Raw genomic sequence first — 12,152 nt, forward strand, 5'->3', positions numbered from 1 at the left:
GGCTCGGGAAGCGTGTCGTAGGCTTGCCGGGGTAACCCGTTCTGGCGAGGCGTGGTGCACGTAGCGCACGGGACTCTCGTGTCGCGGTCCGTGTACCGTGCAGGGAAGGGCGCGGTGCGGGCGTAGGTGACAACGACACGGAGGCGGCGGTGCGCGAGCTGAGCGTGGTCGGAGTTCGGGTGGAGCTGCCCAGCAACCAGCCGATCGTCCTGCTGCGGGAGGTCGAGGGGGACCGCTATCTGCCGATCTGGATCGGCGCGGTCGAGGCGACGGCGATCGCCTACGAGCAGCAGGGGGTCAAGCCGGCGCGGCCGTTGACGCATGATCTTTTGCGGGACGTGTTGGCGGCGTTGCAGGCGCCGTTGCGGGCGGTGGAGATCACCGAGTTGAAGGAGAACGTCTTCTACGCCGATCTGTTGATCGGTGACGGGGTGCGGGTGTCGGCGCGGCCGAGTGACTCCATCGCGTTGGCGTTGCGGGTGGGGGCTCCGATTCGTTGTGCGGAGCAGGTCCTCAGTGAGGCGGGGATCGTGATCCCGGACGAGCAGGAGGACGAGGTGGAGAAGTTCCGGGAGTTCCTGGAGCAGGTGCGGCCGGAGGATTTCGCGGGCTGACTGCTGGCCGGCCCCGGTGGGTTCGGTCGCCTGGCGCACCGGTGTCACGGTGGGTGAGCGTCTCTTGCTGTGGGTGATCTTCCTGGTGGTTGCGCGGCGTGTCGCGGTGGTTCGTGCGTGGTAACTCCTTGGTGCGGCGATAGGGTTGCGGTGTCGAGGGGTGCACGTGCGCGGAGAGGCGGCGTGTCACCGCACGGGCGGGGAGGTTGTCCGGATGCACGAGCCGCGAGATCCTGGTCCGGGTACGGAGCAGCAGGCGGGTGTGGCGCCCGCGCCGGGCGGTGACGGCGAGGTGGGCTACCGGGGCGTGACGGCGTGTCACGCGGTGGGCATCAGTTACCGGCAGTTGGACTACTGGGCTCGTACGGGCTTGGTGGTGCCGAGCGTGCGGGACGCGTCGGGGTCGGGGACGTCCCGGTTGTACTCCTTCCGCGACCTGGTGGTGTTGAAGGTCGTGAAGCGGCTGTTGGACGCCGGGGTGTCGTTGCAGAACATCCGTAGGGCGATCGAGGCGTTGCGGTCGCGTGGGGTGGAGGACCTGGCGGGCATCACGTTGATCTCCGATGGGACGTCGGTGTACGAGTGCCGGTCGCCGGAGGAGGTGGTCGACCTGCTGCAGGGCGGCCAGGGGGTGTTCGGCATCGCGATCGGTGGCGCGTTCAAGGAGATCCAGGGGTCGTTGTCGACGCTTCCGGCGGAGCCGGCGGATTCGTCGGGTCGTGCTGGCGAGGAGCCGGCGGAGTCGCCGTCGACGGACTCGGTGGGTGACGAGTTGGCGGCACGTCGGGCGCGTCGTCGGGCGGGCTGAGCTGGCGGTCCGTCGGCGGGGATTCCCGTCGGGGCCGGTGTGTGGGATCGCGTCGTGGCTGGAGCCCGACGCGATCCTTTATTGCGCTGGGTGTCGGGCCGGCTGGTGGTTGGCCGGGCTGGTCCGATGGGTGGGACCGGTGGCCCGGCGCGACTGGGTGCCGTGCCGGATGACGTCTGCGGTGGTCACGGCCCGTCGCCGGCCGGGCGCGGTGGTTGCTGGTGGGAGCGGTCCAGGGTGGAGGGTGTCACGTGGACAGGTCCACCGCCGGTGACGCACTGTCACTGCTGGGTGGGCCGGACGATGAAACGTCCTTCCGGCTGATGACGACGCTGGCCGGTCGGCGGTTGTCAAAAATCTGATAGGCCGGCCGTGCCTTTATCCGGATGGCGCGCTAAGGTCCCACACGGTCGCGCTGGCACTGAACGTTACGGCACCTCCCGCCAGCCGACCGGTTGCCCCTCCGCGCCGAGTCGCGCGGCCTTTCACCCTGGAAGGAACGACCGTGACGGTTATTGAAGAGACCGCGCCGTCCCACTACGAGCGGATTGGCGGCGCCAGTTCGGTCAAGGCGGCGGTGGCCCTGTTCTACGACAAGGTGCTCGCCGACCCGGAGCTGGCCGGCTACTTCACCGAGCTCAACATGGCCGAGCAGCGGCGGCACCTCGCGTTGATGCTCACCGTGGTGCTCGGCGGACCGAACGAGTACGAGGGCCGCGAGCTGGCCGAGGTGCACCAGCCGTTGAACATCCCGGTGGCGCACTACGTCAAGGTCGGTGAGCACCTGACGGCGACGCTGACGGAGCTGGGCGTGCCGGGCGACATCATCGGCTACGTGCAGGTCGTCCTGGAGAAGGTGCAGGACCAGGTGGTGGCCCAGGGAAGCGGAACGGGCGTCTGAGTGTGGATGCGGCACGACTGAAGCAGAGTTGGTCCCTGGTCGCCGCGCACGGCGACCAGGTGCCGCTCTATTTCTATTCCATGTTGTTCCTGTCCCATCCGGAGACCCGGCAGATGTTCCCCACGAACATGGCCGGGCAGCGGGATCGGCTGGTGACCGCGTTGGGGCACATCGTGTCCCACGTGGACCAGGTCGACAGCCTGGTCGGGTTCCTGCAGGATCTCGGCGCCGACCACCGCAAGTTCGCGGTGCGCCCGGAGCACTACCCGGCGGTCGGTGAGGCGCTGGTGGCGACGTTGCAGCATTTCCTCGGCGAGGCGTGGACCGACGAGCTGGCGCAGGACTGGACGGCCGCGTACGGGCTGGTGTCGCAGGTGATGATCGATGCGGCGCAGGCGGCCGAGGCGGTGAACCCGCCGTGGTGGGTGGCCGAGGTTCTCGGGCATGAGCGGCGGGCGTTCGATCTGGCGGTGCTGACGCTGCGTCCGCAGTACCTGCTGCCGTTCGCGCCGGGCCAGTCGATCGGGGTGTCCCATCCGGCGGTGCGGGCGTGGCGGTACTACTCGCCGGCGAACGCGCCCCGGGCGGACGGCACGCTGGAGCTGCACGTGCGCGCGGCGCCGGGCGGCGCGGTGTCGTCGCGGCTGGTGTACGGGTGCGCGGTGGGTGACCAGGTCCACCTGGCCGCCCCGGTGGGGGATCGGTTGACGCTGTGGCCGGCCGGCACCTCCGATCTGCTGCTGCTGGGCAGCGGCACCGGCTGGGCCCCGCTGAAGTCCCTGGTGGAGCAGGTCGCGGCGGAGGGGTCCCGTCGCCGGGTCGATCTGTATGTGGGGGCCCGGTCGCCTGGCGAGTTCTACGACAACGAGGCGATCGAGAAGCTGGCGGCGTCGTATCCGTGGTTGGCGGTCACCTACGTGGTGGGGATGGACCTTCAGCGGCCGGGGGAGTTCGGGCACGTGGTGGATCGGGCGCTGGCCGACGGGGATTGGCGGTCCCGGCACGTGTACATCTGCGGCTCGGACGAGATGGTCAATCATTCGGTGACGACGTTGACCAGGGCGGGCTACCACCAGGGTCAGCTGCACCATGAGGGTTTCGGCAAGCACTGGTACGGGCCGACGTGGCGGACCGCGACCGACTCTGACGATTCCGGAGGTGTCCGGTGAGCGCGAGGAGTGAGCTTGCGAGCCCCGCAGTCGCGAACGAAAGGGGAGCCGGGTGAGCGCGAGGAGTGAGCTTGCGAGGCCCGCAGTCGCGAACGAAAGGGGCGCCCGGTGAGCGCAACCCCGATCAGCAGGTATGACGGGGGCCAGGTCTCCAGCGTGCAGGTCCGGTTGACCTCGGACCGGGTGCGGCGGTGGGAGTTCGGCGCGGCGTCGTTCACCCGCCGTGGGTACGAGCCCACGGACGTGGACCGGTTCCGGATGCAGGTGGCCGACGAGCTGGATGTGCTGGCGACGCAGGTGGCGAACCTGCGGGCGGAGAACGAGCGGCTCAACGACCACCTGGAGCTGCACCGGCACGGGGTGATCCCGAGCACGGGGACGGCGGCGAAGCTGCCCGCGGCGAAGGAGGTCAACCTGCTGTCGGCTGCGCAGCGGGAGGCCGAGCAGATCATCGCGCAGGCGCACGACTACGCCCAGCGAGTGGCCGAGTACGCGCGCATGCAGTACGAGAGCTACATGCGGGCGGCGGCGGAGGAGGCGAAGCAGGAGGCCGAGCGGGCGGTGGCGGACTACCGCAGCAACGCCGGCGCGAGCTTCGACGACTCCGTGGCGACGCGGGAGGCGCTGCGGATCTTCGGCGAGATGATGATCTCGCACATGCAGGCGGCGGCCCGGCACCTCGACGACGGCAGTGAGCAGCTGGCGCGGACCATGGAGCGGATCGCCGCGGAGGTCACCGGGGCTCCGGCGGCCGCCGGCATGCCGGTCGGCGGTGGCGCTCAGGTGGGCACCGCGCCGGTGGGCGGCGGCCGGGTGCGGGTGGCGTTGCCGCCCCGCCACCAGCAGCGCTGATCTCCGAGGTCGGCCCGCCACGCCGGTGGGCCGACCCGGGACCGCCGCGACGATGCCACCTGGTCGGCTGCCGGGGTGAGCCGCACCGCCTGCCGCCCCTCGGGCGTGGGCGGGTCCCGCCGGTGGGGGTCGTCGCCTGGGCGGGTGAGGGCGGTCACCCGGTGGGAGCCGGAGCGGCGCCTGAGGCAGCATGGACGGGTGACGGAGATCGACGTGTTGGCCCGGCTGGTCGGCGCCGGGGACGTCGTGGTGCTCAGCGGCGCCGGGTTGTCCACCGAGTCGGGCATCCCGGACTACCGGGGGCCCGGCGGCGCCGCCCGCCGGCACACCCCGATGACGTACCAGGCATTCACCGGGGACCCGGACGCGCGGCGGCGGTACTGGGCGCGCAGCCACCTGGGGTGGCGGTTGATCGCGCGGGCCGCCCCGAACGTCGGGCATCGGGCGGTGGCCCGGTTGCAGCAGGCGGGCCTGGTCGGCGGGATCATCACCCAGAACGTGGACGGGCTGCACACCGCCGCCGGCAGCAGCGGGGTGGTCGAGCTGCACGGCCGGCTCGACGAGGTGGTCTGCCTGGACTGCGGCAACCTGACCTCCCGGGAGGAGCTGGACCGGCGGCTGCGGGAGGCGAACCCGGGCTTCGCCGCGCAGGTCGCCCACGTCAACCCTGACGGTGACGTCGACCTGCCCGACGGGGCGGTGGCCGGGTTCCGCACCCTCGACTGCGGTGTCTGCGGCACCGGCATGCTGAAACCGGACGTGGTGTTTTTCGGCGAGACCGTGCCGGCCTCCCGGGTCGCCGATTGTTTCGCCCTGGTCGAGCGGGCTCGGGCGCTGCTGGTGCTCGGCTCGTCGTTGACGGTGATGTCCGGGCGGCGGTTCGTGATCCGGGCGGCGAAGCTGGGCATCCCGGTGGCCATCGTCAACCAGGGGCCGACCCGCGGCGACGGGCACGCCACCGTGCGGGTGGACCGGCCGCTGGGTGAGGTGCTGCCGGCGCTGGCCGACCGGTTCGGGGCGCCCGCCGTGAGCGGCGTCGCCGGGGAGCCGGCCGTGGTGTAGGGCGGCCGGCAGGGTCGGAGATGAGCCGGAAACCCGGTCGCTGGTAGCGTTGACCATGCCGGTACCACCCACGCGGGAGAGACCGCCCGGAAACCACCCGGACGGCGCCGAAGGGGCAGATTCCTCCCCGGAACCTCTCAGGCAAAAGGACCACGTGGGCAGGCACTGTGGAGCGCGTCAGCGCGACTCAGGGGGAGGCCGATCCGTCGACCTCGCCCCGACAAGGAGCGCCGCGCATGACAGAGCAGTTCGCCGACCGGCACATCGGCCCCGACCCCGGCGACGAGCGCCGGATGCTGGAGACCGTCGGCTACAGCTCCATCGACGAGCTGATGGACGCCGCGATCCCCGAGGTGATCCGCTGGCACGGCACCCTGGACCTGCCGGCCGCGGCCAGTGAACGGGAGGCGATCGCCGAGCTGCGCGCCCTGGCCGCCCGCAACACCGTCGCGGTGTCGATGATCGGTCTGGGCTATCACGGCACCCACACTCCGGCGGTGATCCGCCGCAACGTGCTGGAGAGCCCGGCCTGGTACACGGCGTACACGCCGTACCAGCCGGAGATCAGTCAGGGCCGGCTGGAGGCGCTGCTGAACTTCCAGACCATGGTCACCGATTTGACCGGGTTGGCCACCGCGAACGCGTCGATGCTCGACGAGGGCACCGCGGCGGCCGAGGCGATGACCCTGGCCCGCCGGGCGTCCAGGAGCAAGAGCCCGGTGTACGTGGTGGACGCCGACACCCTGCCGCAGACCATCGCGGTGATCACCGGCCGGGCGGAGCCGCTCGGCATCGACGTGCGGGTGCTCGACGTCGAGCGGGACGAGTTGCCCGGTGAGTTCTTCGGCCTGCACCTGCAGTACCCGGGCGCGTCCGGGGCGGTCCGGGACCACACCGGCCTGGTGGCGGCGGCGCACCGGGTCGGGGCGTTGGTGTGTGTGGCGGCGGACCTGCTGGCGTTGACGCTGCTGCGTCCGCCGGGGGAGATCGGCGCCGACATCGCCGCCGGCACCACGCAGCGGTTCGGGGTGCCGATGGGCTTCGGTGGGCCGCACGCCGGCTACCTGGCGGTCCGGGCGGGCCTGGAGCGGATGCTGCCCGGCCGGCTCGTCGGGGTGTCGAAGGACGTCGACGGGAACCCGGCGTACCGGCTGGCGTTGCAGACCCGCGAGCAGCACATCCGGCGGGAGAAGGCGACCAGCAACATCTGTACCGCGCAGGTGCTGCTGGCGGTGATGGCCGGGATGTACGCGGTCTACCACGGCCCGGACGGGCTGCGGGCGATCGCCCGGCGTACCCATGAGATGGCGGCGCGGCTGGCGGCCGGGCTGCGGGCCGGCGGCGTGCAGGTCGCGGACGTGGCGTTCTTCGACACGGTCACCGCGACGGTGCCGGGGCGGGCCGCCGAGGTGGTCGCCGCCGCGGCGCGGCGGAACGTGAACCTGCGGCTGGTCGACGCCGACCGGGTGGGGATCGCCTGCGACGAGACGACGACCCTCGCGCACCTGGCGGCGGTGTGGGCGGCCTTCGGGGTGCCCGCCTTCGACGGCGCCGGCGGTGCGGCGCTGCCGCAGGGGCTGGCGCGCACGTCGGACTTCCTCACCCACCCGGTGTTCCGCAGCCACCACTCGGAGACGGCGATGCTGCGGTACCTGCGGCGGCTGTCGGACTTCGACTACGCGCTGGACCGGGGCATGATCCCGCTGGGGTCGTGCACGATGAAGCTGAACGCCACCACCGAGATGGAGGCGGTCACCTGGCCGGAGTTCGCGCACCTGCACCCGTTCGCGCCGGCGGAGCAGACCGCCGGGTACCGGGAGCTGATCGGCCAGTTGGAGGACTGGCTGGCGGAGGTGACCGGGTACGACGCGGTCAGCGTGCAGCCCAACGCCGGCTCGCAGGGTGAGCTGGCGGGGCTGCTGGCGATCCGGGCGTACCACCGGCAGCGGGGGCAGGGGCACCGGGACGTGTGCCTGATCCCGTCGTCGGCGCACGGCACCAACGCGGCGTCGGCGGTGATGGCCGGGATGCGGGTGGTCGTGGTGGCCTGCGACGTGGACGGCAACGTCGACCTGGTCGACCTCGACGCGAAGATCGACAAGCATCGGGACGCGCTGGCCGCGATCATGGTGACGTACCCGTCGACGCACGGGGTGTACGAGACGGGCATCGGGCAGTTGTGTGCGAAGGTGCACGACGCCGGCGGCCAGGTGTACGTCGACGGGGCGAACCTCAACGCCCTGGTCGGGTTCGCCAAGCCGGGCCGGTTCGGGGCGGACGTGTCGCACCTGAACCTGCACAAGACGTTCTGCATCCCGCACGGCGGTGGTGGGCCGGGTGTGGGGCCGGTGGCGGTGCGGGCGCACCTGGCGCCGTTCCTGCCCGGCGACCCGTTCGGGGTGGCGCAGGAGGGCCGGCCGGCGATCTCGGCCGCCCGGTTCGGGTCGGCGGGGATCCTGCCGATCCCGTGGGCGTACCTGCGGATGATGGGGGCCGGGGGCCTGGCCCGGGCGACCGGGGTGGCGGTGTTGGCGGCGAACTACGTGGCGGCGCGGCTGCGGAACCATTTCCCGGTGCTGTACGCCGGCAACAAGGGCCTGGTGGCGCACGAGTGCATCCTGGACCTGCGGCCGTTGACCAAGGCGACCGGGGTGAGCGTCGACGACGTGGCGAAGCGGCTGATCGACTACGGGTTCCACGCGCCGACGATGTCGTTCCCGGTGGCGGGGACGCTGATGGTGGAGCCGACCGAGAGTGAGGACCTGGCCGAGCTGGACCGGTTCTGCGACGCGATGATCGCGATCCGGGCGGAGATCGACAAGGTGGCCTCGGGCGAGTGGCCGGCCGGGGACAATCCGTTGTGCAACGCCCCGCACACGGCGGCGATGGTGTCGGCGGACGAGTGGCCGCACCCGTACCCGCGGTCGGTGGGGGCGTACCCGGCTGGCGTGGACCGGGCGGGGAAGTACTGGCCGCCGGTGCGGCGGATCGACGGGGCGTACGGCGACCGGAATCTGGTCTGCTCGTGCCCGTCGCCGGAGGCGTTCGAGAGCTGACGGGTGACGCCGGGGCGGTGCGGTTCGCCGCCCCGGCCGGTGCGTCGACGGGTCGACGCGTACGCTCCTGACGGAGCGTGATCGATCAGGCGACGAGGGCGTGTCGGGCGGGGCCGCGGTGCGGGGCGATGGTGCTGCCGTCGGGGAGCAGTTCGCCGGTGTCCTCGAAGACGATGACTCCGTTGCAGAGCAGGCTCCAGCCCTGTTCACGGAAGCAGGCGAGGACGCGGGCGGCTTCGCGGTCGGTCGCCTCGGCGGAGGGGCAGGTGGGTTGGTGCTGGCACATCGGGTTCTCCGGGCTGTGGGGGCGCTGTGTCATGGTTCACATGACCAGTGACGCACAGTACCAAGCGGAAGCGCGCGCTATCGAGCAGGCTTCCGTCTTGTTCACCCGAAATCGGCTGAACGGATGAGTGGCAACAAGCCATTCGGCGTGGAAGCGCTTTCACGTGTCGACGTGCCCGGCGCGACCGCCGGATGCCGGGACCGGCTCGTGGAACGGGCCCGGCTGCAGTGGCACCCCGCCGACGGCGGCGACCCCGCCGTGCTGGCGCAGGAGTTCCTCGCCGCCCACGGGATCGCCCGGCACGACCTGGCCCGCCCCGGCAGGCACGACCCGACCGGGGTGTGCGGCGCCGCCCTGTACCTGTCCGCCGCCGCCGGGGCGCTGATCGCCGGCGGCGCGCCGGGGGCGCCCAGCCCCGTACCGGCGCTGCCGGACCTGGTGGTGGTCGTCTACGGCCACGCGCGAAGGCCGCCCGCCCGCCCCGCCGGCGGCGGCTGGTGGCTGGGGGACTGGCGGGACAGCTGGACACCCCGCGAGCACGAGAACGCCGTGGCCGCGGTGCGCGCCGCCATCGGCCGCGGCGACGTGTACCAGGTCAACCTCGTCGGCCACGCCGCCGCCCCGTACGCCGGGGACCCGCTGCCCGCCCTGGCCCGGCTGGCCGCCCTGCCCGGCGCCCGCTACGGCGGCACCCTGTCCGGGTTCGGCTGGGCGGTCGGCTGCGCCTCCCCGGAGACGCTGGTCGCCCTCGAGCACGGCCGGTTGGTCACCCGGCCGATCAAGGGCACCCGGCCGGCCACCCCCGCCGGGCGCCGTGAGCTGCTCGCCTCCGCCAAGGAACGCGCCGAGCACGTGATGATCGTCGACCTGGAACGCAACGACCTGGCCCGGGTGGCCCGCACCGGCTCGGTGCGCGTCGAGGAGCTGTTCGCCGTTCGCCGGTGGTGCGACCTGTGGCAGGCGGAGTCGACGGTGTCCGCCGCGCCCGCCGACGGGCTGGGCCTGGCCGACCTGCTGCGCGCGGTCTGCCCCGGCGGGTCGGTGACCGGCGCCCCGAAACTCGCCGCGCTGGACCGGATCGCGGCCCTGGAACCCGTCGGGCGGGGCGCCGGCATGGGCGCCCTCGGCTGGGTCGGACCCGACCGGCTCGACCTGGGGCTGACCATCCGCACCGCCGCGGCCGACGCCGAACGGCTGCACCTGTGGGCCGGCGGCGGCATCACCTGGGGCAGCGACCCGGTGGCCGAGGTCGCCGAGGCGGCCGCGAAGGCCGCCCCGGTGCGCGCGCTGCTCGCCGCCGGCTGACGCCCCGCCGCGCGGCATCCGGCTGCGGGTGCGCGCCCTCGGGCAGGGCCGGTCAGGCGCGGGCGAAGGCGTCCAGGGCCGCCACCACCCGCTCGCCCACGCCGTGGCCGCTGCCGTGGCCGCCGGACTCCACGATCTCCAGCCGGGCGTCCGGCCAGTCGCGGGTGAGCTGCCAGGCGATGTCCGGTGGGCCGCTGACGTCGAGGCGGCCCTGCACCAGCACACCCGGGATGCCGGCGAGCTTCCCGGCGTCGCGCAGCAGCTGTCCGTCGGGCAGGAAGCCGAGGTTGCTCCAGTAGTGGGTCACGATCCGGACGAAGCACGCCCGGAACACCGGGTCGGCGTAGCGGGGGCTGGGCGTGAAGCCGCCGGCGAGGGAGACGTGCACGTCCTCCCAGGCGCACCAGTCACGCTCGGCCTGCTCCCGCACGGCCGGGTCCGGGTCGTTGACCAGGCGGGCGTACGCGGCGGACAGGTCGCCGTCCCGGTCCGCCTCGGGCACCCCGTCCCGGAACCGGGCCCACTCCTGCGGGAAGATCCGGCCCATGTCCCTGGTCACCCAGTCGATCTCGCGGCGGGTGTTGGCGACCACGCTGAACAGCACCAGCGCGGTGACCCGCTCCGGATGGCGCTGGGCGTACGCCAGCGACAGCGACGAGCCCCAGGAGGCGCCGCACAGCAGCCACCGGTCGACGTCGAGGTGCTCGCGCAGCCGTTGCATGTCGGCGAGCAGGTGGGCGGTGGTGTTGACCGACAGGTCCACGGCCGGGTCGCTGGCGTGCGGGGTGCTGCGCCCGCAGCCGCGCTGGTCGAACAGGATGATCCGGTAGGCGGCCGGGTCGAACAGCCGCCGCCAGGACGCGGTGGCGCCGGAGCCGGGGCCGCCGTGCACCACCAGGGCGGGGCGGCCGTCGGGGTTGCCGCAGGTCTCCCAGTAGACGTGCTGGCCGTCGCCGACGTCGAGCAGGCCGTGCGCGTACGGCTCGATCTCCGGATACATGCGGTTCCCCTCCCGAGGCCCAGATACAACAGCGCTGTTACATTAGCGGACGTGACCGCCACCCCCGACCGCGAGGCGCTCGGCACCCTGCTGCGCCACGTCCTCGAGCTGCTCGACGGCGACGTCGCCGCCGTCTACGGCGACCTGGACCTGGCCGACTACCGGCCCCGGTACTCGCCGCTGGTGCGGGTGCTGGTCGCCGACGGGCCGCTGCCCATCCGCGACCTCGCCGCCCGGGTCGGGGTCACCCACTCCGCGGCCAGCCAGACCGTCGCCCAGATGAGCCGCGCCGGCCTGGTCACCCTCACCCCCGGCGCCGACGCCCGGCAGCGCATCGTCACCCTCACCGACCGGGCCCGCGCCCTGCTGCCCGTCATCGAGGCCGAATGGGCGGCCACCACCACCGCCATGCGGCGGCTCGACGCCGAACTGCCCGTACCCCTGGCCGACGAGCTGTACGCGGTCCTCGCGGCGCTGCGCCGCCGCCCGCTGCGCGAGCGCATCGCCGACACCGGCTGGCCGGCTGGGCGGGTGGGCGCGACCGGAGAGGTAACGGGCGGTTAGCCTTCCGGGCATGACTATGCGCCCGATCCGGATCATCGGCGACCCCGTGCTGCGTACCCCGTGCGAGCCGGTGACCAGCTTCGACGCCGAGCTGCGCGCGCTCGTGCAGGATCTGATGGACACGCTGCTCGGCGCGCCCGGCCGCGCCGGGGTGGCCGCCCCGCAGATCGGGGTGAGCGCGCAGGTGTTCGTCTACGACGCCGACGGCCACCGCGGCCACCTGATCAACCCGAGGCTGGAGCTGTCCACGGAGTTGCAGGACGACGACGAGGGCTGCCTGTCCATCCCCGGGCTGTACTTCCCGACCGCGCGGGCGATGCACGCCACCGCGCACGGCTTCGACCAGCACGGCCAGCCGCTGACCATCTCCGGCAGCGGGTTCCTGGCCCGGGCCCTGCAGCACGAGACCGACCACCTGCACGGCCGCCTTTACGTGGACACGCTGCGCGGCGACACCCGCCGCCGGGCGTTGCGGGAGATCCGGGCCGGGCGGTTCGACTCGCCCAGTCGGGGGCTGTGACGACGCGGGGGTGGC

12 protein-coding genes and 1 riboswitch are annotated in these 12,152 nt (G+C 72.9%); of the genes, 10 read left to right on the forward strand and 2 right to left on the reverse strand.

What is annotated here, in order from left to right:
* Nucleotides 1-149: 149 nt before the first annotated feature.
* From ACFYML_RS31665 to gcvP, 7 genes are all read left to right on the forward strand, one after another.
* The gene (locus ACFYML_RS31665; protein ID WP_073833177.1) at nucleotides 150-614 is read left to right on the forward strand and encodes a bifunctional nuclease family protein; all 465 of its coding nucleotides are present in this window, start codon (nucleotides 150-152) and stop codon (nucleotides 612-614) included.
* 214 nt (nucleotides 615-828) lie between these two features.
* On the forward strand, nucleotides 829-1,422 hold the full coding sequence (locus tag ACFYML_RS31670) for a MerR family transcriptional regulator (protein ID WP_387424114.1): 594 nt from the start codon (nucleotides 829-831) through the stop codon (nucleotides 1,420-1,422).
* A gap of 505 nt (nucleotides 1,423-1,927) precedes the next feature.
* Nucleotides 1,928-2,323, forward strand: a complete 396-nt coding sequence (locus ACFYML_RS31675) for a group 1 truncated hemoglobin (protein ID WP_387279128.1) — start codon at nucleotides 1,928-1,930, stop codon at nucleotides 2,321-2,323.
* A 2-nt stretch (nucleotides 2,324-2,325) separates the two neighbouring features.
* Nucleotides 2,326-3,492 (forward strand): globin domain-containing protein, encoded by a 1,167-nt coding sequence (locus ACFYML_RS31680; protein ID WP_387424116.1) that lies wholly within the window; start codon nucleotides 2,326-2,328, stop codon nucleotides 3,490-3,492.
* Nucleotides 3,493-3,600: 108 nt separating this feature from the next.
* Nucleotides 3,601-4,344: a cell division protein DivIVA gene (locus ACFYML_RS31685; protein ID WP_387424117.1), complete on the forward strand. Its 744-nt coding sequence runs from the start codon at nucleotides 3,601-3,603 to the stop codon at nucleotides 4,342-4,344.
* A 198-nt stretch (nucleotides 4,345-4,542) separates the two neighbouring features.
* Nucleotides 4,543-5,406 (forward strand): NAD-dependent protein deacetylase, encoded by an 864-nt coding sequence (locus tag ACFYML_RS31690; RefSeq protein ID WP_387424118.1) that lies wholly within the window; start codon nucleotides 4,543-4,545, stop codon nucleotides 5,404-5,406.
* Nucleotides 5,407-5,469: 63 nt separating this feature from the next.
* A riboswitch (glycine riboswitch) is annotated at nucleotides 5,470-5,569 on the forward strand.
* Between the two features lie 73 nt (nucleotides 5,570-5,642).
* On the forward strand, nucleotides 5,643-8,462 hold the full coding sequence (gene gcvP, locus ACFYML_RS31695) for an aminomethyl-transferring glycine dehydrogenase (protein WP_387424119.1): 2,820 nt from the start codon (nucleotides 5,643-5,645) through the stop codon (nucleotides 8,460-8,462).
* Between the two features lie 85 nt (nucleotides 8,463-8,547).
* Here gcvP and ACFYML_RS31700 read toward each other — a convergent pair whose 3' ends face one another.
* On the reverse strand, nucleotides 8,548-8,748 hold the full coding sequence (locus ACFYML_RS31700) for a DUF5999 family protein (RefSeq protein ID WP_073833165.1): 201 nt from the start codon (nucleotides 8,746-8,748) through the stop codon (nucleotides 8,548-8,550).
* 123 nt (nucleotides 8,749-8,871) lie between these two features.
* On the opposite strand from ACFYML_RS31700, the gene ACFYML_RS31705 reads away from it, so the two are divergent.
* Nucleotides 8,872-10,053 carry a chorismate-binding protein gene (locus tag ACFYML_RS31705; RefSeq protein WP_387424120.1) on the forward strand — a complete coding sequence of 394 codons (1,182 nt, stop codon included), beginning with the start codon at nucleotides 8,872-8,874 and terminating at the stop codon, nucleotides 10,051-10,053.
* 52 nt (nucleotides 10,054-10,105) lie between these two features.
* Here ACFYML_RS31705 and pip read toward each other — a convergent pair whose 3' ends face one another.
* On the reverse strand, nucleotides 10,106-11,053 hold the full coding sequence (gene pip, locus ACFYML_RS31710) for a prolyl aminopeptidase (RefSeq protein ID WP_387424121.1): 948 nt from the start codon (nucleotides 11,051-11,053) through the stop codon (nucleotides 10,106-10,108).
* Nucleotides 11,054-11,104: 51 nt separating this feature from the next.
* On the opposite strand from pip, the gene ACFYML_RS31715 reads away from it, so the two are divergent.
* Nucleotides 11,105-11,617: a MarR family winged helix-turn-helix transcriptional regulator gene (locus ACFYML_RS31715; RefSeq protein ID WP_387424122.1), complete on the forward strand. Its 513-nt coding sequence runs from the start codon at nucleotides 11,105-11,107 to the stop codon at nucleotides 11,615-11,617.
* Nucleotides 11,618-11,627: 10 nt separating this feature from the next.
* Nucleotides 11,628-12,137, forward strand: a complete 510-nt coding sequence (gene def, locus ACFYML_RS31720; protein WP_387424123.1) for a peptide deformylase — start codon at nucleotides 11,628-11,630, stop codon at nucleotides 12,135-12,137.
* The last annotated feature ends 15 nt before the right edge of the window (nucleotides 12,138-12,152 follow it).

The sequence above is a fragment of the Micromonospora sp. NPDC007230 genome (assembly GCF_042869115.1).
Taxonomy (GTDB): Bacteria; Actinomycetota; Actinomycetes; order Mycobacteriales; family Micromonosporaceae; genus Micromonospora.